Annotated in this window: 21 protein-coding genes; 4 read left to right on the top strand and 17 right to left on the bottom strand. The window is 56.5% G+C overall.

Going from position 1 to position 20,357, the window contains the following annotated elements; translation table 11 throughout:
• Positions 1–56 precede the first annotated feature (56 nt).
• The 12 genes from HV770_RS01760 to HV770_RS01815 all read right to left on the bottom strand — a co-directional run bounded on the left by HV770_RS01760 (position 57) and on the right by HV770_RS01815 (position 11,877).
• The gene (locus tag HV770_RS01760) at positions 57–1,163 is read right to left on the bottom strand and encodes a zinc-dependent alcohol dehydrogenase (protein WP_175157801.1); all 1,107 of its coding nucleotides are present in this window, start codon (positions 1,161–1,163) and stop codon (positions 57–59) included.
• A gap of 112 nt (positions 1,164–1,275) precedes the next feature.
• Positions 1,276–2,124 (bottom strand): HpcH/HpaI aldolase family protein, encoded by an 849-nt coding sequence (locus HV770_RS01765; protein WP_175157802.1) that lies wholly within the window; start codon positions 2,122–2,124, stop codon positions 1,276–1,278.
• Positions 2,125–2,173: 49 nt separating this feature from the next.
• Positions 2,174–3,223, bottom strand: a complete 1,050-nt coding sequence (locus HV770_RS01770) for an amidohydrolase family protein (protein ID WP_175157803.1) — start codon at positions 3,221–3,223, stop codon at positions 2,174–2,176.
• 45 nt (positions 3,224–3,268) lie between these two features.
• Positions 3,269–4,144 (bottom strand): alpha/beta fold hydrolase, encoded by an 876-nt coding sequence (locus HV770_RS01775; protein WP_175157804.1) that lies wholly within the window; start codon positions 4,142–4,144, stop codon positions 3,269–3,271.
• Positions 4,145–4,161: 17 nt separating this feature from the next.
• Positions 4,162–4,998 carry a 3-methyl-2-oxobutanoate hydroxymethyltransferase gene (locus HV770_RS01780; RefSeq protein WP_175157805.1) on the bottom strand — a complete coding sequence of 279 codons (837 nt, stop codon included), beginning with the start codon at positions 4,996–4,998 and terminating at the stop codon, positions 4,162–4,164.
• A 47-nt stretch (positions 4,999–5,045) separates the two neighbouring features.
• Positions 5,046–5,987, bottom strand: a complete 942-nt coding sequence (locus HV770_RS01785; RefSeq protein ID WP_175157806.1) for a substrate-binding domain-containing protein — start codon at positions 5,985–5,987, stop codon at positions 5,046–5,048.
• Between the two features lie 25 nt (positions 5,988–6,012).
• On the bottom strand, positions 6,013–6,312 hold the full coding sequence (locus tag HV770_RS01790; protein ID WP_175157807.1) for a hypothetical protein: 300 nt from the start codon (positions 6,310–6,312) through the stop codon (positions 6,013–6,015).
• 291 nt (positions 6,313–6,603) lie between these two features.
• On the bottom strand, positions 6,604–6,795 hold the full coding sequence (locus tag HV770_RS01795; RefSeq protein WP_175157808.1) for a hypothetical protein: 192 nt from the start codon (positions 6,793–6,795) through the stop codon (positions 6,604–6,606).
• A gap of 869 nt (positions 6,796–7,664) precedes the next feature.
• Positions 7,665–8,159: a bacteriohemerythrin gene (locus HV770_RS01800; RefSeq protein WP_175157809.1), complete on the bottom strand. Its 495-nt coding sequence runs from the start codon at positions 8,157–8,159 to the stop codon at positions 7,665–7,667.
• A 173-nt stretch (positions 8,160–8,332) separates the two neighbouring features.
• The gene (locus tag HV770_RS01805; protein WP_175157810.1) at positions 8,333–9,325 is read right to left on the bottom strand and encodes an ABC transporter substrate-binding protein; all 993 of its coding nucleotides are present in this window, start codon (positions 9,323–9,325) and stop codon (positions 8,333–8,335) included.
• Between the two features lie 28 nt (positions 9,326–9,353).
• The gene (locus HV770_RS01810; protein WP_246290668.1) at positions 9,354–10,391 is read right to left on the bottom strand and encodes a 2Fe-2S iron-sulfur cluster-binding protein; all 1,038 of its coding nucleotides are present in this window, start codon (positions 10,389–10,391) and stop codon (positions 9,354–9,356) included.
• Positions 10,392–10,587: 196 nt separating this feature from the next.
• A complete protein-coding gene (locus HV770_RS01815) occupies positions 10,588–11,877 on the bottom strand; it encodes an aromatic ring-hydroxylating dioxygenase subunit alpha (protein ID WP_175157812.1) in 1,290 nt (429 codons plus the stop codon).
• Between the two features lie 151 nt (positions 11,878–12,028).
• Between HV770_RS01815 and HV770_RS01820 the strand changes: the two genes are divergently transcribed.
• Positions 12,029–12,355: a non-heme iron oxygenase ferredoxin subunit gene (locus HV770_RS01820; protein ID WP_175157813.1), complete on the top strand. Its 327-nt coding sequence runs from the start codon at positions 12,029–12,031 to the stop codon at positions 12,353–12,355.
• 312 nt (positions 12,356–12,667) lie between these two features.
• Here the strand turns inward: HV770_RS01820 and HV770_RS01825 are convergent, their stop codons facing one another.
• The 4 genes from HV770_RS01825 to HV770_RS01840 form a co-directional block, all read right to left on the bottom strand.
• Positions 12,668–13,363 carry a class II aldolase/adducin family protein gene (locus HV770_RS01825; RefSeq protein ID WP_246290670.1) on the bottom strand — a complete coding sequence of 232 codons (696 nt, stop codon included), beginning with the start codon at positions 13,361–13,363 and terminating at the stop codon, positions 12,668–12,670.
• Positions 13,354–14,082: an ABC transporter permease gene (locus HV770_RS01830; protein ID WP_246290672.1), complete on the bottom strand. Its 729-nt coding sequence runs from the start codon at positions 14,080–14,082 to the stop codon at positions 13,354–13,356. The genes HV770_RS01825 and HV770_RS01830 overlap by 10 nt, the downstream gene beginning before the upstream one ends.
• 62 nt (positions 14,083–14,144) lie before the next feature.
• Complete coding sequence (locus HV770_RS01835) at positions 14,145–14,972, bottom strand: ABC transporter ATP-binding protein (protein ID WP_217468562.1); 828 nt, start codon at positions 14,970–14,972, stop codon at positions 14,145–14,147.
• A gap of 14 nt (positions 14,973–14,986) precedes the next feature.
• Entirely contained in the window at positions 14,987–16,030 is a 1,044-nt protein-coding gene (locus HV770_RS01840) for an ABC transporter substrate-binding protein (protein ID WP_217468563.1), read from the bottom strand.
• Positions 16,031–16,404: 374 nt separating this feature from the next.
• On the opposite strand from HV770_RS01840, the gene HV770_RS01845 reads away from it, so the two are divergent.
• The 3 genes from HV770_RS01845 (at position 16,405) to HV770_RS01855 (ending at position 19,184) form a co-directional block, all read left to right on the top strand.
• On the top strand, positions 16,405–17,142 hold the full coding sequence (locus HV770_RS01845) for an IclR family transcriptional regulator (protein WP_246290673.1): 738 nt from the start codon (positions 16,405–16,407) through the stop codon (positions 17,140–17,142).
• Positions 17,143–18,080: 938 nt separating this feature from the next.
• Positions 18,081–18,650: a chromate transporter gene (locus HV770_RS01850; protein ID WP_175157815.1), complete on the top strand. Its 570-nt coding sequence runs from the start codon at positions 18,081–18,083 to the stop codon at positions 18,648–18,650.
• Positions 18,651–19,184 carry a chromate transporter gene (locus HV770_RS01855; RefSeq protein WP_175157816.1) on the top strand — a complete coding sequence of 178 codons (534 nt, stop codon included), beginning with the start codon at positions 18,651–18,653 and terminating at the stop codon, positions 19,182–19,184. It abuts the gene before it with no gap.
• Between the two features lie 47 nt (positions 19,185–19,231).
• On the opposite strand, the gene HV770_RS01860 is transcribed toward HV770_RS01855, so the two are convergent.
• Complete coding sequence (locus HV770_RS01860) at positions 19,232–20,353, bottom strand: porin (protein ID WP_246290674.1); 1,122 nt, start codon at positions 20,351–20,353, stop codon at positions 19,232–19,234.
• Between the last annotated feature and the right edge of the window lie 4 nt (positions 20,354–20,357).

Here is a 20,357-nt window from a genome sequence, read left to right on the forward strand (position 1 = left end):
CCCGGGGCCTAAAACATTACAACCTCAGGGCCTTGGGACCCGGATTCGCTTTTGATTTACATCCAAGGCATGATCGACACATGGATCGCGTCTTCTGCGCCGCCGACGGCCTTGATAGCCACATCTGCGTCCTTAAGGGCAAAACGGTGCGTGGTGATCTTTTCGAGCGGGAAGCGCTTCGAAGCCAATTGCTTCAATGCGAGTTCGCACGCCTTGTACGAGTGGCCGCGAGCCGACTTGATCGTGATGGCCTTGACGGTAACCTTGCCAACCGGGAAGTTCGGAAAGTCGGCCATCTCGCCTTGAATCAGCAGCGTACCGCACTTGCGCTTCAGTGCTTCGATTCCGAGCAGAATTGCCTTCGTGCCCGCGCCTGCCGTGCAGTCCAGAGCGACGTCAACACCACGGCCGTTGGTTGCTTCCAAGATCTTTTCCAGCGGGTCTTCCGCGGTCACGTCGATAACGACGTCGGCGCCGAGTTCCTTCGCGATTTCGAGGCGCCTCGAGTCCTTTGCCGTGCCGGTGACGATGATCATGGAGGCACCCGCCTGCTTGCAAGCAACGACTTGCGACAGCCCTTGCTGGCCCGGGCCCTGGATCAGGACCGACGTGTCATAGCCAACATTACAATCGAACAGTGCCCATTCGATGCCGTTTGCCATCGGGGTCACGACGCCTGCGAGTTCCGGATCCAGACCGTCCGGAACCTTGTGGACGACTGCATTTGCGGGCAGGTAGATGTATTGCGACAGACCACCCAGCAGCGGCGAGTGATCATTGTCGATTGCCGTGTAACCGAGGCGGATGCCCTTCGGGTTGAAACGCCAGTCGGTGCCGATGCAGTGACGGTATTGGCCCGAGTGACAGTGTTCGCACTGGCCGCACGAGGTGTAGTGTTCCGGGAAAATGCGATCACCGATTTTGAGGCCCGTGCGCTTCAGGAACTCGGAGCCGGCCTTTTCGAGGATACCGATGTTTTCGTGACCCATGATGATCGGCGCGCCCTTCAGTTGCTCCTTGTACATCTTGACGTCGGTACCGCAGATGCCGGCGACCTCAACGCGCATCAGCGCGCAATCGTCCGCCACGTCCGGCATGTCGAATTCGCGCAATTCCAGTTCGCTCGGGCCAACACGAACCTGTGCAAGAACCTTATCCACCATCTCTAATACTCCTTAGAAAAGTTTGACCAGCAGCAATTCGGTTTGCCGTCCGGCGCCTAAGTATTTGAGCAATTTGGCGCCTGATGGATCAAACGATTAACCGACCAACGGCTTAACCGCCTACCTGGGCGCGAACGGTATTCACGGTATCGAAACTACGCGGTGCCGCTGCCATCAGGAAACGATAGCCCTCATCGATCACACGTTGTGCGTTGGCCTTCGTAACGTGAGGATGGCCAACGATCACGTTGTGTTCCTTGCACGTGGCAACGACTTGCGCCATTGCTGCCACGACTTCCGGGTGCTCGGTCTGACGCGGAACGCCCAATTCCTGACTCAGGTCGCCCTCTCCGATCAGGACGGCACCGATCCCGGGGACGTTCTTCAGCATATCCGGAAGGTTCGTAACCCCTGCGATGTCTTCGATCTGAAGAACGGCGAAGATCTCGCCTTCGGCAGCCAGTGGCCATACGTCGGCTTTAGCGTAGTATTCGGCCATCGACAGACCCCAGTAACGCGCAGCCTGCATCGGGCCATCGCCACGGATGCCCGCCGGTTCATAAAGAGGCTTGCCCTTCAGGCGTGGGTAACGGCATGCGGCAATCGCGTTGTATGCTTCTTCGACGGTCGAGATGTGCGGGAACACAATGCCGTAGCAACCGATATCCAGAGCCTGTTTCGCCAGGAACTGATTCATCTCGCAACCGTTAGCCGGAACGCGGGCCAATGGGGTCACCGCCGGGGCAAGGCCGTCCTTTGCAATTTGGCCACGGTTCATCAGGTATTGCAGGCTGTTGCGCAGGCTCTTGATATCCCAGCCACGGTGCTCCCCTTCGAAGACCACCGAATCATAGGGTGATGTCTGGAGTTCGGTTGCGGTTTCGATTTCGCACGGTGCGAAAAGGGAGAATGCGTGGCCGCCCGTTTCGAGAGCGCGGATAACACCATTAAGACGCGACATGTCTTCACCTTTTGTTGTTGATCGGGTGTCCCACGGACTCCCCTCGTTGCTACTTCGCGGCCACGACCTGCGCCCGGGCTTCACGGTCCTTCAACAGCGCATCGAGGCGCGGGTAGACGCGGCGGGCGTTGCCTTCGAAGATCTTGAACTTCGTCTCTTCACTCAGGCCTTGAACCTGGTCGATATAGCGCTTGGTATCGTCGAATGCGTAGCCGGTTTCCGGATCGATACCGGGCACTGCGCCCAGCATTTCCGATGCAAACAGGATGTTGTCTTCTGGCACAACACGGGTCAGGAGCTCGATCCCCGGGAGGTGGTAGACGCACGTATCAAAGAACACGTTCTGCATCACGTGTTCAACGAGTTGGCGCTTTTGCATTGCCAGGCTCATGCCACGGTAACGGCCCCAGTGATAGGGAACGGCGCCGCCGCCGTGCGGGATCACGAAACGCAGGGTCGGGAAATCCTTGAACAGGTTGCCCTGAATCAACTGCATAAACACGGCCGTATCCGCGTTGATGTAGTGGGCACCCGTATGGTGGAAGTTCGGATTGCAACACGAACTGACGTGGATCATTGCCGGCACGTCGAGTTCTACCAACTTTTCGTAAATCGGGTACCAGTGGCGGTCGGTCATCGGAGGCCCGCTCCAGTTACCACCGCTCGGATCCGGATTCAGGTTCACGCCCACGAAACCGAGTTCCTTAACCGCGCGCTCGAGTTCCGGAATGCAATTCGCAGGGCTGACACCGGGATTCTGCGGTAGTTGCGCGACACCAACAAAGTTGTTGGGCAGCAGCGTTGCAATCCGGTGAATGAGATCGTTGGACAGACGCGTCCATTCGACCGACGTTGCTTCGTTGCCGATGTGGTGCGCCATACCAGCGGCACGGGGGCTGAAGATCGTGAGATCGGAACCGCGTTCGCGTTGGAGTTTCAGTTGCGGCTGAACACTGGCGATGATCTCCTCATCGCTGACACCAAGGTCCGCGCTCTTGGGCTTGCGTGCCGGGTCCAACAACCCCGCAAGCTGCTTGTCGCGGAAGACATGCAATGCCAGCGGTTCCGTCGTGTAATGGCAGTGAGTATCAATAATCATGGTGGGGGACCGCCGTATGTCAATTCGTTTTTCCGTCTCGGTGTATCAGGCCCGAACCAAGCCCTGCTTTTCGAATGCGGACTCGAAGAACGCATCCAGACGTTCCGCCGTATTGGCCGATTGCTGATCGACCGCGTTCACCGCCCAATACTCCGAATTCGGAATGCACTCGTGCAGGTACATTGCGGCCGAAGTCGCATGCGATGCGTCTTGCCCAGGAATGATCAGCGTGGGGACGTTAAGCCCCAACAGGTCTTCGGGCTGCGCTCCCGGTGCGGTATCGCGGTCAAACAGGGTCCAACCCATGCCGGTCACGATTGCTCGGTACTTCGCGACGTCGAACGATGCAAATTCCTTTGCGAATTGCGTGCTCTTTTGGATCACAGAAGCCCAAGGGCCGCCACGGGGATCTGCACCGAACGGTTTGCCGGTCGCCAACGCGAGTTCCACCACCGCGGCCATGCCGTTTTGGCTCACATAGGCCAGGTGCTCGAAGAAGCGCTGATGACTGCTCATCCGGTAACGGGCCCCGCCGACAGGCCAGTAGAGAACTTGACCCAAAACGCGTTCCGGGTGTTGAACCGCGAATGCGATGACCGGCGAAACACCCATGCAACCGCCCATCAGGAATGCGCGGTCGATACCCTGGTGATCGAGGAGGCCACGACCTTGGGCAACCATGTCTCGCCAGGTCACGCGCTCGATACGGCCGCCCGACTGACCGGTTTCGCGACGGTCAAAGACAATGCACTTAAAGCGCTTGCTCAGATAGTCGAGAGGATTGACCCGGGCATAAATACCGAGCGTGGTCCACGTTTCGATAGTGGCGTTGAAACCGCCCGGGCTGTACATCAGAAGCGCGGGCCCGTCACCGATCACATCGTATCGCGTGGAAATTCCATCGACAGTAACGAAAGGCATGTTTGGCTCCCTGAGGATCAGACTGCGGCTTTGGCTTTCGGGGTGCCCTTGATCTGCCTACCGGCGCGGACATCGGCAAACAGTTCGGTGAATGCGTCCAGGGTCGTACGCGCCACGTTTGCGTATTGCTCCAGTTCGGAGTCAATGTTGCCCGCGCTGTAGCCGATTGCAGCATGGGCCATGCGCACACGACCATCGAGCCAGGGACCGCCGCCGAAACCGCCAATGACAGGGATATCCACGACCTTGCACACTGCCTCGCCGGCAACGGGGCCCGAGTTCGTAAAGTCGATCATCGAGGCGCCAGCCGCTTCCATGATCTTTGCATCCTTGACCAGTTGGGCAACCATCGCATCGGAGACGAGCGCGCCGTTTGCCTTGCCGTATTGAATGCCATATTTCAGTGCCGTTTGCGGCGTGATGCCGAACTGGGCCATCACCGGGATACCGGCCTTGACCAGGGCGGCAACGGCTTCCGGATAGTCTGCGGCGCCGTCCAGTTTGATCATGTCGGCCCCTGCTTCCTTCACCAGACGGATACCGGCTTCCACCGCCGACTGCACACCACGCTGGAGCGAACCGAAAGGCAAGTCGGCACAAACCAGTACACGCCTCGCGCCACGGCGCACCGCCCTGGCTACGATAATCATTTCGTCCAACGTGATTTCGAGCGGGTTCTCGTGGCCCCAAACGTTGACGCCCACCGAGTCACCGACGATGAGCATATCGACGCCCGCACGTTCGGCAATGCGAGCCATCTGCACATCCCAGGCAACAACGCCCATGATCTTCTGTCCATCGCGCTTCATCTGTTGAAGCGCCGGGATCGTGATTTGTTTATCGTTAGCTTGCATATCTGATTTGATTCTCGATTTCGATTCTGGATCCGTAGCCCTGGGGCTCAGCCCACGAGGTCCAGCGTACCGGCGGCAAAGAGATCTTCGAGCGCGTATTGCTGGGTCAAGATGCCCTGCTCCGACGCAAAACCGATAACACTTTGGAGTGCCTGACGATTGGGCTCGATACCATACGGGAGCGGATCACCCCCAAGCGTGTCCATGACGCGGCCATAGAACTCGTCACCGCGTTGACGTTCATGGGCCTGCGTTTGCTGGAGGCGTTCGAGCCACTGACGCTTCGAATCCACGAATGCCTTGAAGAGTGTGGGCGCCAGATCCGGATTCTGTTCAAGTAGTTCGTTACGAACTACGACCGTATGGTTGATCGGGTAGTAACCCGATTCGCGCATGGCCGAGAAAGCCACGTTCTGAGCATCGGGGATCAGGGGTACCAGATTCGGGTTTTCGACCTTGAGACCCACGGCCGCCGCCACTTCACCCGAGATCAACAGATCTTCGACCTTTTGACCCGCCTCCACGGGCACTACATTGCTCGGTGCCTTGTACTCTGCCACGTGCTCATCGCCCGAGAGAACCCAAGTGATCTTCGAAAGGTCCACACCGTATTGATGTTGAAGCACCGCACGGGCCCACACACCCGCCGTAACCGTATAGCCACGATTGACACCGACCTTGCGGCCTTCCAGCTGGCGCGGGTGCTCGATGTCGAGATTGCGATTCACCAGGATGCCGCCATGGTGAAACGCGCGAACGATAAAAACAGGAAGCGCCGTAAGCAGCTTACCGTGTGCCCGCGCACACAGATAGGTCGTAATAGCCATCTCGGAGACATCGAACTCAGTACCACGAACCATCCGTCGAAACGCCTGGATGATTGCCGGCACTTCTTCGAATTCCAGCCGCCATGGACCACTGTCAACCTTACCGGTTTTCAGGGCCTCAGTATGCCCAAGGGTCTGGATGCATGTCTTCAGAGTTGCCATTCAAAAAGTCTCCTATCAACGGCGGTTAGCAACAACCATCAACATAATCTTCAGGGACGGTTAGCGAGCGCCTCAACCATTTCCAAGGCAAGTCGTCGTCCTCGAATTCCGACATCGGTTTAAAGACCTTAAAGCGATGGCGGCCCTCGTCGGTCCAGAACGCAACCACGGTCTCCAGCGGAGGACACCCGGGCGACTGACACTCGACCTCCGAAACCATGATCACTATCTCGGTCCCGAGTTCAAAGTTCGCGCGCACTGCTTCACGAATGCGGTCCGCGTGGGACAGCGATAGAGGATCGGGCTTCCCGATATTTCCCAGCATCACAGGTCCTGCAAGTTGAATCGCGAATCTGTATCGAATAGTGCGCGTTCTCTTATACGGAACGTTGTTCTGTATATAGATTCAACCATATCACTTAGGACTCGCAGCGTCAATGAAACACGGAGTGGAAAATCAGGGCTGTTAGCTTTTCCTACTCCACGCCAATGTCCAAGCCTTCGTGACGGGGACGGAGCAACAGTGACAATGTTGTTTGGTGCTGTCTTTTCGGGTCTAAAGTGTCAATTGACCTAAGATGGAGCCTCTCCACGGGCTTGTAACCCGAGTCTTCTGCTAGTCAAGGCACGCGAGGACGCCAGCGTCACGGTGATTCCGCTTCCGGTTCAAGCCGTCGTGCACGGCTACGCAGAAACGAGCTGGCATGCCCGCGCAGTTCCAGATCACGCTGGCCACGGGAATCTGGATCGAAGGCAGGACGCCGATAGAGGTCTTGATGATCGCAAGCGGCGTGGCCAGCAGGATCATGATGAACGTGTGGGGACGCCGCAGCCCGAGACTGTTCGTCTACAGACGGCAAAGACGCCCGGCATTGCGCGGCGGCCGGCAACGCCCAAAGGGCATCAACCGCCGTCTTGGCAGCGGCGAAGACAGTTGGATTGTGGCTACGAGATGTCGTCACGACTCGGTTTGGCCATCGCCCTTCGTACGACACGTACGCTGATCGACACCATACAGAGCCGGGTCACACTTCCGCCAGCAAATTGGTGCAGTTTGCTTCTATATCCGCATCATCTCCTGACCAGCATAGCCGGCCTTTCAGGCTCGGGCGGAAAAACACACCATTTCCCATCTCGGTGACGATAGAAGAACAACTCCTTCGAGCCGGCTCCATTGTTTGCAACGACGCAAACGTAGCGCCCAACCCTGGATCGTCCATAGTGGCTGACTCTGAACGCTCGCTCAGGGTCTGGCGACAACCAATCGTGAACCATTGCTCTCAACGATCGCCCTACACTTTCCATTACATTCTCCATCTTGTTTCAGGCTCACCGACCAACAATCACATTGCTCGCCCGCGCGACGCGCTTCTCTTTGCGCCGAGACTTCACCACCAAGAGCGTGCTTGGAACTTCCCATCAAACCTGTCAGGCAGTGAGATGATCAAACGCAGCCCCTATCCGACCGACGTTTCGGACCGAGTAATGGAGCTTCGCCGCTTGCCCAAGGTTCAGGAAGAATCTTGCCATCACCGAATTGTCCCAACGACCTGCCCATTCCACTCCAATTCCCATGGCGGATCAGCACCGGTTGCGCATGCAACGCATGATTGCGGTGTCCGCTCTTCATATCAGTCAATCGCTACGCCGTCCGTTTCATTTCTTCGACCGAGCGGGCTATTTAGTCCGTCGCAGCACAACAGGCTTTCCACCCATTGTCTGTTTCGTCATCCACGCTGCCAACGCGGAATCCAGGTAGTCGGCATGGCCGGGAAACCAGCCAAACAGATGCATACCAAAATCGTGCACAGCCTCCGCGTTGATCTGCCCCGCTTCGACTGCCGCCTTGACGTCGCACACCGATTTCAGAACAGCAGCATGCTCTTCGATGTGGCAATCTCGCGGCGGGAAATTCGTCGTGCGCATCCATTCGTCTTCCTGCTCGAAATGGCTGACAGCGTGTTGCTCAAATGCCTCGATCGCGGCCAGGGCATTTGTATCGGTACAGGTCACGAGCCGTAGTACTACCTCGTAGAATTCTTCGTGTACATCATCCATCGGGCTGAAACCTAGCAGCCGTGCATCTGACCAGATCACGCTAGTGTCACTTTTCCGCACCGGTACTTCGATGTCTGCCGTTGCGGGTGTGTGTGTAAAATCTTTTGCGTTCATCAATTTCTCTCAAAGCAACGCCATTGACCATGAAACAGAAATAATGGGGCCTGTCAGCCCAGCTTCTCTTGTTTCAGCACCCCGCTGCTCTATTGCTATCTGTTGCATGGTGATAGTTTTGCTCGATCGAAAACAAAAACGCCGGGGATCTCCCCGGCTTTCTTGATAACCGACTAAATGCTGAAGCTTTCGAGGCTCGCCGGATGGAAGAGATCCGCCGCTTTCAGCAGGCGGCTCGACAGTCCTTCCGCGTAATGCTGCGTCAGGAATCGGTTGAGGGTATGTTGATTCGCGGCGAAACCGTATGACCAGAAATCGTCGCCCATCAATTCACGAGTGGCACGAAGCTGAGTCTCGATAAACGGCAGTGTCACCTTCGTAGCCGAGGTATCGGTCAGACGGCGCAGTGCGATCGCTTTAGATTTCTCGAAGGCCTTCATCACCGACATCGGCAGCCACGGATGCTGTTCAACGAGCGTGCGCCGGATGCCGAGCGTGTGCATGATCGGGAACAGCTTCGTTTTGCGATACCAGGCCACCGCTTCTGCCTGCGGATCATCGAACAGATACTTCACGTTCGGGGAGCCGCGATCGAAACACGACGGTGCGCGCGGGCCGATCAGCGCATCGATTTCGCCGGCTTCGAGCATGCCGGAAATCGTTTCGCCTTGGGGTGCATTCACCAGTTCCACGTCTTTTGGCAGATTCAGGCTGACTTTTTCGACGCGTGTCGGGTCTTCGTAACCGCCGCGCACCCACGTGACATCCGATGCCTTGATGCCGTACTCCTCTTCGAGGAACAGGCGCACCCACACGTTTGCCGTCAACTGGTATTCGGGTACGCCGATGCGTTTGCCCTTCAGATCTTCCGGTTTCTTGATACCCGCGTTCACGTTCACATACACCGACGTGTGGCGGAACGCTCGGGACGGAAATACCGGAATGGCAACGTAAGCCGACGTACCCGCGGCGGTCTTGACCGAATAGCTGCTCAGCGACAGTTCACAGATGTCGTAATCCGCATGACGCAGCGCGCGAAAAAAGATCTCTTCCGGTTCCTGCAACAGGAACGTCGGATCGACGCCCTCGATTTGTACCTCACCATCGACCAGCGGGCGCATACGGTCATATGGGCCGACCGCCACTGAAAGCTGCAACTTGCTCACACTGTCTCCTTTAATGAGTGAAGAAATATCAATAGAACTGGTCGAAGTGCACCTGTTCGAACGATACCTCGCGGCCCAGCAGCATCTTCTGAATAGCCTGGCCCATCGCAGGAGGACCAGCAAAATAGATTTCCATGTCGCGCAGGCCGTCACCGAACATCGACTCGGCCAGTTCGTGCACATAGCCAGTGTGACCGTCCCATTGATCACCACGCGCATCCGAAACGGCCGCGTTAAAATGAAAACGCTTGCCGAAATTCTCGAGCGCTTCGAGCATGTCCCGTCCGCACACATCGCGCGGTGTACGGCCACCGTATAAGAAGTGCACGTTGACGCCCTGCATTTCCCGGTCTGCGGCAACGCCGCGTGCGATCGAAATCATCGGGGCAAGGCCCGAACCGCCGGCGAGACACAGAATGTCACGCTTTACGTCCCGACGCAGATAAGCCATACCGTAGGGGCCATCGATCTCGATCTGCTCGCCCGCCGCCAGTTTGTCGAACAGCGCATGACTGCCCTCACCATTCGGTACACGACGCACCTGGAAATCGAGCACCTTTGCATCCGAGCCTTGAACGATATTGCTCATCGAATAGGCTCGCTGACCGCTAACACCGGGGAGCGCCAGTAGTGCGTATTGTCCGGGTTCAAATCGCATGCCATCCGAGAGCTCGAAACGGAATTCACCGATATCGTGCGTAACGGGGCGACGCGATGTGAGCGTACCCGTTACGCGCTTCGGTTCGTGTATGGGCGCGTAGCGCTGATTCGAATGCATCTTGATCGTGCAATCGCCTCGCGGCATGCTCTGACAGCCTAGATAACGACGGCGCTCTCGATCCTTTGCTGTCCAACCAGGCGCCTCAGGCCATTTGACCTCAACGCCACCTTGGATCAGTTCGAATTTGCAATTACCGCATGCACCTGCGTTGCACTCGTAGGGAAATGCGATGTTGTTACGAAGTGCCGATCGCAACAGCACGTCATCGTTATCACATTCGAACGACTGAGCGGTGCCGGCGAGCGTGATGCGATGTTTCTGGCTATTCACAAGAGTCTCATTCATGTCGGGGCATCCCTACTTTTCGCCCATTTCCGGCGGCTTGCACGAAGAATCACTTTTATTTCAATGAGCTGAAGATCTGTTAAGTCGGCAACGACTGTGAGGGCCGCGAAGTCTTGCTACAAGCGGCTTCTCACGCCGTCACCGCCAGATTCGTACGGATCGCACGAATATCCATTTGAACAGCCTGGCTGCATGCTCAGATCGTTTGGTGCTTCTTGCCTTCTTCCGCGATCATCGCATCGCGTGCGCCTTCGCTGAATGGCGTTTCACGCTTCAGCAGAATGGCGACCGAGCGAACCATCTGCGACTCCGGATCACGGCCAGGTGGCAGCGTGCCGTTTTCGGCGAGTGCACGCGCAGCCTTCATGATCCGGCTGCGCATCATGATGATGCCGTTGTCGGTACCAACCAGGTTCTCTCTCGTACGATCCTGGATCGGCCCCATGCTTTCCTGAAGGGAGGCATCCTGCATGGCGATGCCTTCGACACCGCTATACGTCGTGCCTGCTCTCTGTGCTGCTCGATCCATCAGATAGTTGTTCGTCTTGTTCTGCTCGGGAACATAGTTGCTGCCCGGCACATAGCGCACGTGGATGCCCTTGCCGTCCTTCATTGCCTGCACTTCGCCTTGCGTCAAATCGCGCGTGGGATGGTAATCGAAGCTCCAAGCCCAGCAGTTGTGATCATCGATCGGCACCCAGAAGTGGCCGTGCACCGGGTGATCGCCGCGCGGAGGAACCATCGTGAAGCAAGGCATGACCCAAGGTGTGATACGCCAGTAATACTGATCGTTCTCCGCATTGCGTCGCACGCCGATTGCCAGACCGCCCGGCGCTTCGAGAACCTCAAACACCGGAGCGAGGTCGCTCAAGTTGTACTGGTTGCCCTTCGCACCCTTGAACAGCGGATCGGAATCGAGGCTGCCGCTGTGCAGGAACGAAACGTGACTCGAATCGATGCCTCCTTCGAGTGCCTGCAACCAGTTACATTCCTGAACCCGTTTGCTCATGAACGACTGGGATGTCGGCACGGTCGAGAATTCCCATGCGGGCAGAGGCGGCTGCTGATCGGCCGGGCCCATGTAGACCCAAATGACGCCGCCCTGTTCAACGAGCGGATACGATTTCAGCTTGATTCTTTCCGCGTAGCCGCTTTCCTTCGCTTCGGATGGCACCTCGGTACACCGACCGGTCACGTCGTATTTCCAGCCGTGGTACGGGCAGCGAATGCCGCCTTCCTCATTACGGCCGAACCATAGTGACACGCCACGATGTGCGCAGAATTCATCGATCAGGCCCAGCTTGCCTTCTGAATCCCGGAACGCAAGCATGCGTTCCGAGAGCAGTTGCAGGCGAACCGGTTCGCCGCCAGCTTCCGCCAGTTCTTCCGACAGAAGCGCCGGGAGCCAGTAACGACGGAACAGTTCGCCCATCGGCGTTCCGGGACCGGTTTGTGTGACGAGATCGTTTTGTTCTTTTCTCAACATGGTATGTCCCTCAAGGTCGCTGTTGTCGCGCGACGCAGTTTAGTGGCGTTTGCGATCCTCTGACCGCCTGTTCCTATATAGCGAACGCTGTTCTTAACACGAGAACAAAGTTATCATTGGGCCCACAACATGTCAACGATGGAGATTCCCTATGAGTCACGCTTGCGCATTTGCTCACCTCTGCCATGCAGCAGACGTAGCTGAAGGAAAAGCGATCAAGGTCGAAAAGAACGGCCTGACGCTCGCCGTATTCAACCTCCAGGGCGAATATTTCGTAACGAATGACACCTGCACGCATGGTCCGGGCTCGTTGTCAGAAGGCTATATCGATGGCGAGACAGTGGAATGCGATTTTCACAACGGTTCGTTTAATATCAAGACCGGTGAAGTTGTCGCGCCGCCATGCATGATTCCCCTCAAGACGTACAAGACGCACGTTGAAGATGGCGTGGTTGTGATCGAAACGGACGGCGAATGAAATGGATGCGCCAGGCATATTCAAAAGATGCCTGGCGCGTGCTTCCCTCGCTGCGTGCGATAGCTTGTTAGTTAAGACCTCTGCTTTCTCTTCACGATCAAGGTCAGACCGCTTTTCGCAGCTGCCATAGCTGATGTCGCCTCGCAATCTGCGCGAACCTGTCGCGGAATACGAATTGCACTATTACGCCGCGTTCGAAAAGGGTACTTCCTTCATCCGGCGTGCGAGCAGCACAGACTTACCGCTGCCGAGAAAGCCCGTCATCACATAGATTGGTATGCGCTCGCGATGGATGTTTGGCGCCGGATGCAGCTATGCGCGGATCTTCCCAGCATGATAGGCCCACACTTTTTGCAGCAATTTCGGTTTCCACAGGTTACGACTGATCGTTTCGATCTGTTCCGGCGACAGAACCATCGGCTCGCCGATTTGTTGTGCAAGGTACTGACGATGCGCATTCTCTTCGAGATAAAACGCGAGCACGAACGCTTCAAGAATACCTTCGGCCGCAATCACCGCGCCGTGCGATTTGAGCATTGCGACGCGGTGCGCGCCGAGACATTCCGCCAGTTCTTCACCGAGAGGCCTTGTGTTGATCGAAACAGTCTTCGGGAACCGTTGAATCTCACCGAGCACTGACGCCTGCATGATCACCGGTTTCACCGCATTACCTGTCATGCTGAAGAGGGTGGACCAGGTAGGGTGCGTATGCACGACCGAATTGACGTCAGGACGTTTACGATAGATTTCCGAGTGAATGTGGAATTCCATCGGCGGGGCTACATCGCCTTCAATCAGATTGCCGTCGAAATCGATCGTCACGATGTCATCCACGGTAAGCGCGCTACGCACCGATGCGCCAGAATTGATCAGCATGTGGTCCTGACCTGGAAAACGCCAGCTAAAGTGACCGTTGAAGTCGATCACTTCGGCGCGTTCGAGCATCAGGATTGCGTCGACGAGCTCTTTTTTCTGCTGCATATACCCACTCATCATGTTCACTTCCATGGAATCAGCTTGCGTTCAATTTCGTTCAGCAGCAGCGAGATGCCGTAGCCAAGGATGGCAATAACAATCAGGCCGACATACATCTGTTCGACCGAGAGCAATTCCCAGGCATTCCAGATCATGTAGCCAAGACCGCTCTTCGAGCCGATCATTTCGGCAATGGCGATCAGCATCAGGCCGAGCCCGAAACCCAGCTTGATACCGCTCATGATATGCGGCACGGCACCGGGCAGTGCGATAGTACGAAATACCTGCCACGGATTCGCGCGAAAATTGCGGCCCACGTCCAGATAGATCTTGTTGATTTCGAGCACGCCCGTAGTCGTATTGATGAGCAGCGGATAAAAGACGCCAATAGCGACCATCGCTATTTTCGACGCTTCACCGAGACCGCAAATCAGCATCAAAAGGGGAAAAATCGCGCTCTTCGGAACCGGATAGGTTGCAGCAATCAGAGGCTCGAATACGGCGCGCAGCGGCTTAGAAAGACCGGTTGCAACACCTAGCATTAGTGCAGGAATGCCGCCAATCAATCCACCCCACAAGAGACGCAAAAGCGTCGCCGAGGTGTTCTCCCATAGCGAGCCGTCCTTGACGAGCGCGATAAAGGTGGTGAAGATCTGCGCGGGCGCAGGGAAGAAGCGTACGTCAATGAGACCCATCTGCGCTGCGGCCTGCCATAGCAGCAGTAACAAAATGGGCGATGCAATGCTGATCATTCGATCACGTTGCCCCTTACTTATTTTGCGTCGTTTCGACGGCGTAGTGCTCAATATAGTACTCATGCTCTCTCACCAAGGTCGCGCGAACGCACGCGCTCGACTTCCTCGCGCAATTCTGCCCAGATTGAATAAACAAATTCGCCGTATTCCGGTTGGGCACGCAGTTCGAGCACCGAGCGTGGACGCTGGAACGGAACGTCAATGATGCGTTTGGCACGACCAGGCTGCGCTGTCATGATCATGATGCGATCGCCTAACGTCGCCGCTTCGTCAACGCTGTGTGTGATGAACAGCACCGTCTTGCGCGTTTCATCCCAGATGCGAAGCAATTCCTCCTGCAACAGAACCTTGTTCTGTTCATCGAGCGCCGAGAACGGCTCATCCATCAAAAGGATGTCTGGATCGTTTGCGAACGCACGGACGATGGAAACGCGTTGTCGCATACCGCCCGAGAGTTGATGAGGATAGGCCTTCGCAAACCGGGTCAGGCCTGTGCGATCAAGGTAGTAGTCAACCGTCTCGCGAATTTGCGCCTTTGGCACACCGCGAAGCGTCAGTCCATAAGCTGCATTGTTAAACACCGTCATCCACGGAAACAGCGAATCGCCTTGAAAAACCATCGAATTCCCGGGCCGATTCTGCGCCGGCGACGTGATTTCGACGGTTCCGCTCGTAGGAGATTCGAGATTCGCAAGGATACGCAGCAGCGTAGTTTTGCCGCAACCGGATGGCCCAACGATCATGAAAAAACAGCCGGTGGGGATGTCGAGCGAAACATTGTCGAGCGCCGTCACCGTGCCGCCTCCCGTCTGGAACGATTTCGTGAGATTACTGAGCCGGATCTTCACGGACACGTCTTGCATCGTGCCTGAATCAATCGTTGCCATAAAACACTTTCCTGTCATTTCGTACGCCGCTGGTACGGGCCAAGCGCTGCGTCTGCCGCTTGCGCAAAAGACGGATCGACGAGTTCGGAAACCGTGACGCTACCTTTCACGTCGCCGTGACTCTTGAAGTACGACAGGTCATTTTCAAGACTCGCGACGTTGAGCTTGCCATCGGGATTCGTGCCTTGAGGAACAATGTTGCGATAGAGCGAGGCATCCTTGATTGACGTGTACTGAGTCAGGATCGAAATCACCTCCTCCGCGTTCGCGCCCGCGATCTTCCCGTCCTTGAGCGCATCGTTGTAATCGCGCGCCGCGCGCAGATATGCGCGCATGAACGCCTTGGCGGTGTCCGGATGATCGTGGATGAATGTGTCCGAATAGAGCAGGACGGCAAGCTGATGATTCGGGTAAATCTGATCATCGCCCATCACACGGATTGCCGCGCCACTGCGAACCGCCTGAGTGGCGGAAGGCTCAGTTGTCAGAGATGCGTCCACGGCCTTGTTTTGGAGTGCCATCACGTGCTGCGGAAAGCCGAGATAGACGCGCTCGACATCACTCGGTTTAAGGCCTGCTTTTTTGAGCGCTTCGTTCATCGTGGACGTAGAAGCGCTGCCGGTCGCGCTACCGGCAATCTTCATGCCCCTCAGGTCTGCGAGCGTCTTGTAACGACCACTCTTGACGAGATCCGTGCGCACGAGCAACGGCTGATAACCATAGCCCGGCGGCGTCGATCCCTTGTCCGCGACGATCTTGATACCGATGCCACGCATCACGGCGTTGTAGAGCCCTGCGGACGGAGAACCGCCCGCGACCTCCAGTTGCCCGGAACCGAGCGGCGCAACCATTTTCGCGCCGGAGTCGAACGGAATGAATTTCGCGTCGATGCCTTCGGCCCGGAAGTAGCCCTTCTTGTCGGCAATGAAGAACACGACATCACTGCTTGCATCCGCAATACCCACGTGAACGGTCTGCAAGCCTGTAGCGACCGCTGCGGCCGAGTTCAGCATGAAACACATGGCCAGCGCCGCGCCCACAATCCTGATGCCTTTCACTGCCTGTCTCCTTTACTGGATCTTCGTGGCTATCGGGTGCACTACATCGGTTTTGGGATTCGACACAAGTGATGCTACCCTTAACTGCCGCGCCAACAAAAAATGTTCCTATATGTGGAACTGTATATGTTATAATGGAACGGAATGAGTTTCCCTTTTATCCGATGCAAAAGTCAAGGCAAACGCAAAGGGGCTAGGGTTAGTCCGCATGTATTGAGAGAGAACGCTGGCGGAATACATCCGGTTGCGCTTATAAATAGAAGATTGCGGTCCGTGACTATGGAGCGCTAGATTTAACGAGGATTGGTAAATTGGACGCAAAAACCATGCTGAACAATGAAGCGGAACAGGATGGGCCGCGCAGGCTGTCGTCGGTGACGGCGGCGTTGCGACTACTCAAATTGTTTTCGGAAGAGGAGCCCGAACTGGGCATTAGCGTACTGTCAAAGCGCATGAGCCTCGCAAAGAGCACAGTGCATCGCCTGTGCGCTGCGTTGCTCGCTGAGGGAATGCTGGAACAGAACCCGGATAACGGCCGTTATCGCCTCGGCGTCCAATTGTTCACCCTTGGCGGCCTCGTGCGCCGACGTTTCGACGTGACAAAACAGGCGCTGCCGTTCTTGCACGTGTTGCGCAAACAGACAGACGAAACCGTACACCTTGCGATTCTGGATGATACGAGCGTCGTCTACATGTTCAACCTTGAAAGCGAACAGGCGATCCGCATGCGCTCGTATATCGGTGTGCGCAAATCTGCCTGCTATACAGCAGAAGGGCACGTACTCCTCGCGTTCAGCACGCCGGATGTCGTTTCACGCGCGATCAGGCAGGGACTCGTTGCGCAAACACCCAAGACGAACACGGATACGCAAGTGTTTCGGAAAGCGCTTGAGGAAGTGCGTCGCGACGGCTATGCGATCGATGATGAGGAATCGGAAGTAGGCATGCGCGGCATTGCTGCGCCCGTGCGTGACACTACGGGCAATGTGGTCGCGGCGATCGGTTTCGGCGGACCTGCACAACGTCTCACGAAGAAGGCGCTGCGAGCGGCAGTGCCGCATTTGATCGCCGCCGCTGATGGCATTTCTGCAACTCTTGGCTATCACCCTTGAGCTAGCCAATTAGGACATGCGGTACTAATTCGATTCATGCAGGATCTGGCGATAACGGCGTGACGCGCCGCTCTCGCCAGAAAATGAACGAAGAGCGCGAATACCCCCGTGATTGACTGTGCATCGCGCGGAGCGGCAACTGTTCCACGAACCGTCACAACGTTACGCAGATGAGTACGCACCCATTCGCTCTCGATGAAACGGACTTCGCCCTGCGCACCTTGCAGCGCGAAGGCCCGCCGCGGTGCGTCCTACTCTGCTATTTCTGATCCTGTTTGCGGCGTCCACAGCACTCGTGGGCGTGTTACCGGCGTCTCCATGGATATTCGCACTTCGGATGACGTGCCGGTTATTTTGGCGTCGCTGCGTCGATAGCCGTTTTTTCCGTTCCTGCGCTCTACTTCCTCGTCAAAATGCCGACAGGCGTCGACGAAGAGCTTGTGCGTAAAACGCGTGAGGCGAGATCGGCATTCCGATCGGCGCGGCGCCGAAACCGGCGAACCATGCATGCGTATGCTCGACGCTCCACCGATGGCGCCGCAATTGCTCCGTACTCTCTATACATCTTTTCGAACAATACGCGCTGTTACGGGGGTACTCGTTCGACCCGTGCAAAATCTGGCGGTAACGGCGTGAGAAGCCTCTCGTAGCAAGCTCGCAACGACAGCGACTTTGGCGACTTGAGAGATCTTCGACTCATTGAACCCAAAGTGTTTTTTTGTATAAGTCGCAAAAAAGTGGACGAAAAAGTACATATACCCTCAAGGCGCTGTGTCCCGGCAGGCACAGCGCTTTTTTTATCTTGCGTAGCACAACGAGCGCATACATCGCGTAAAACCTGATTGCCCGGCATCTGAACAGCGTGCTAAATATACAGATCATATCAGAACGCGGTTCCCTCATATGGAACATACTTTAACCCTTGTCCACTTCGTGCCATGTCCACCATCGAAGAATCTACTGCCACGCCTGCAGCTCAAAAAATTGCGTTATGGGACATATTCACAACCTTCGTGCGCATCAGCGTGATGTCGTTCGGCGGTAGCACTGCCGCATGGTCCTATCGCGCCGTCGTGGAGGAACGCAAATGGCTGGATAACGATGCCTTCGTCGCTGGTATGACCCTCTCGCAAGTCATGCCCGGTGCAAATCCGGTCAATGTCTCGCTGTATGTCGGCCAGCGTCTGCGTGGGCCACTCGGCGCGCTTATTGGCGCGCTCGGCATGATTTCGCCTGCCCTTGTCGTCGTGCTCGTCTTGGCAGTGATCTATACGCATCTCTCGGGCTATCCGCTCACGCACTTCCTGCTGCTCGGCATTGCCGCTGCCGGTGTTGGTGCGACGTTCTCGATGGGCGCCAAGGTTGCGGTGCGCATCGAGCGCAAGCTGCTCCGCTACGTGTTTGCCATCATCGCGTTTGTCGCGGTCGGGGTGCTGCATTGGCCTACCGTGCCTGTCGTGCTCGTACTCGCTCCACTCAGTATCCTTTGCGCTGCTATGGAAAACTAAATGGATAACGTCCTGCTGAGAATTATTTTTCTGTTCGCGCCGCTTTCCGCATTGTCGTTCGGCGGCGGCCAGACCATCATTGCCGATATCCAGATTCAAAGTGTGTCGGTCTACCACTGGCTTTCGGGTCAGGAATTCGCGGACCTGTTTGCGATCTCCCGAGTATCCCCTGGGCCGACTACCCTCATTTCCGCGCTGATCGGCTGGCATCTGGAAGGCTTTGTAGGCGCGATCGTTGCGACGCTCGCTATGTACATCCCGTCGTCAACGGTATTCGTGACCGTGACGTTGTTCTGGCACAAGAGCGAAGGAACGCGTTGGCGTCGCGCCATCGAGCGCGGGCTGGCACCTGTCGCGGTTGGTCTGATTTTCGCCGGGGCTGTCGCCGTGATGCAATCCATGCACGCGACTGCGCTCGCATGGGCAACAACGGCTACTGCCGCTGGCGTCATCTACTTCACCAAGCTCAATCCGTACATTCTGATGTCAGCCGTAGCGCTAGTTTTCGTGGCCGCGTTCTACGTGCCGCTCTGATAGAGCGAAACGGGCAGCGGCTGCTGCCCGCTTCTGCGTTTGAGATTTCAGAAGCGATGGCGAATGCCCGCCGCGAACAACAATTGACTGCTCCTGCTCGAAGCCATGATCGAATTGATAACGGCGGGTGCTCCAGCCGAAGCACACTGATAGATTGCTTCAATGTAGGTATCAGTGCGCTTCGTGAGCGTGTAACCGGCTTGCACTGCGCCCTGATTCCAATGCGCGTACGTACCCTTCGTGTACGTGTACATACCGCTAAGCGACAGCGAAGCGCCCGCTTGCCACGTCCCATTAATTTCGTAGTTATCGAAGGCGACAGCTCGAGCAGGCAGACCCGTTTCCGTGTCGGTTATACCGCCATAAATCGAGCGCGTCCAGGATGCCGCCAATGTGAACGGACCAAACACCTGGCTCGCACCGATACCGAACGTGTTTTGTGTCTGAACTGAAGCATCGAACGTATTGCGAGTCGTGCCCGGCAACGTTACTGCATCGTAAGCGCCGCCTTCCGTGCTGCCCCGCCCGTCCGTATGTAGCCACGCCGCACCTGCGCTGAAATCGCCGTTGCCGTAATTCGCCCCAATGCTGTAGGCCCGATTGTCGGCAAACTGCCCCGCTGCATTCGAGAACGCATACATCCCACCAACACTCAGCCCGTCAAACGATGAACTGGTGTATTTGATTGAGTTGCGCGCGAGCCACGAATTATTCGCGTTGTCATTGTCGAATGGATGCGCGAACGCCGTGCCGCCATTGCCTCCGGTCAGCGTGAACGGCGCCAGGTAGTCGTGGATAGAATCGTATTGGTGCCCAAGCGTTAGCGCTCCATATTTGTCATTCGCGAGGCCTACGTAATACGGATGGTCGTTCTGATCAGTGCCTGTTGCGACGCTGAAACCACGCTCGAGACGAAAGGTTGCGTGACTACCGCCGCCCAAGTCTTCAGAACCTTGCATGCCCCAGAAACTGCCATCGATCAGACCTGATGCCAACTGAAATTGATGCCCGCCATGGACATTGTTTGCCCAAACGGCGCTAGCATCGATTTCGCCGTACAGGGACACGCTGCTTTGAGCCAGCGCGTTCGAATCGAACGCGGCAAGTACTACCATCAGGCCAAAACGGGCGACTCCACGAGGAAGGCACTTATCGTTCCGTTTCGCCATCGCG

This window comes from Paraburkholderia fynbosensis, from assembly GCF_902859935.1.
GTDB lineage: Bacteria > Pseudomonadota > Gammaproteobacteria > Burkholderiales > Burkholderiaceae > Paraburkholderia > Paraburkholderia fynbosensis.

Excerpts from the sequence above, each read along its gene's own strand:
- HV770_RS01760 (WP_175157801.1), bottom strand. The coding sequence starts at position 1,163 with ATGGTGGATAAGGTTCTTGCACAGGTTCGTGTTGGCCCGAGCGAACTG.
- HV770_RS01765 (WP_175157802.1), bottom strand. The coding sequence starts at position 2,124 with ATGTCGCGTCTTAATGGTGTTATCCGCGCTCTCGAAACGGGCGGCCAC.
- HV770_RS01770 (WP_175157803.1), bottom strand. The coding sequence starts at position 3,223 with ATGATTATTGATACTCACTGCCATTACACGACGGAACCGCTGGCATTG.
- HV770_RS01775 (WP_175157804.1), bottom strand. The coding sequence starts at position 4,144 with ATGCCTTTCGTTACTGTCGATGGAATTTCCACGCGATACGATGTGATC.
- HV770_RS01780 (WP_175157805.1), bottom strand. The coding sequence starts at position 4,998 with ATGCAAGCTAACGATAAACAAATCACGATCCCGGCGCTTCAACAGATG.
- HV770_RS01785 (WP_175157806.1), bottom strand. The coding sequence starts at position 5,987 with ATGGCAACTCTGAAGACATGCATCCAGACCCTTGGGCATACTGAGGCC.
- HV770_RS01790 (WP_175157807.1), bottom strand. The coding sequence starts at position 6,312 with ATGCTGGGAAATATCGGGAAGCCCGATCCTCTATCGCTGTCCCACGCG.
- HV770_RS01795 (WP_175157808.1), bottom strand. The coding sequence starts at position 6,795 with ATGATCCTGCTGGCCACGCCGCTTGCGATCATCAAGACCTCTATCGGC.
- HV770_RS01800 (WP_175157809.1), bottom strand. The coding sequence starts at position 8,159 with ATGAACGCAAAAGATTTTACACACACACCCGCAACGGCAGACATCGAA.
- HV770_RS01810 (WP_246290668.1), bottom strand. The coding sequence starts at position 10,391 with ATGAATGAGACTCTTGTGAATAGCCAGAAACATCGCATCACGCTCGCC.
- HV770_RS01815 (WP_175157812.1), bottom strand. The coding sequence starts at position 11,877 with ATGTTGAGAAAAGAACAAAACGATCTCGTCACACAAACCGGTCCCGGA.
- HV770_RS01820 (WP_175157813.1), top strand. The coding sequence starts at position 12,029 with ATGAGTCACGCTTGCGCATTTGCTCACCTCTGCCATGCAGCAGACGTA.
- HV770_RS01825 (WP_246290670.1), bottom strand. The coding sequence starts at position 13,363 with ATGGAAGTGAACATGATGAGTGGGTATATGCAGCAGAAAAAAGAGCTC.
- HV770_RS01830 (WP_246290672.1), bottom strand. The coding sequence starts at position 14,082 with ATGATCAGCATTGCATCGCCCATTTTGTTACTGCTGCTATGGCAGGCC.
- HV770_RS01835 (WP_217468562.1), bottom strand. The coding sequence starts at position 14,972 with ATGGCAACGATTGATTCAGGCACGATGCAAGACGTGTCCGTGAAGATC.
- HV770_RS01850 (WP_175157815.1), top strand. The coding sequence starts at position 18,081 with ATGTCCACCATCGAAGAATCTACTGCCACGCCTGCAGCTCAAAAAATT.
- HV770_RS01855 (WP_175157816.1), top strand. The coding sequence starts at position 18,651 with ATGGATAACGTCCTGCTGAGAATTATTTTTCTGTTCGCGCCGCTTTCC.
- HV770_RS01860 (WP_246290674.1), bottom strand. The coding sequence starts at position 20,353 with ATGGCGAAACGGAACGATAAGTGCCTTCCTCGTGGAGTCGCCCGTTTT.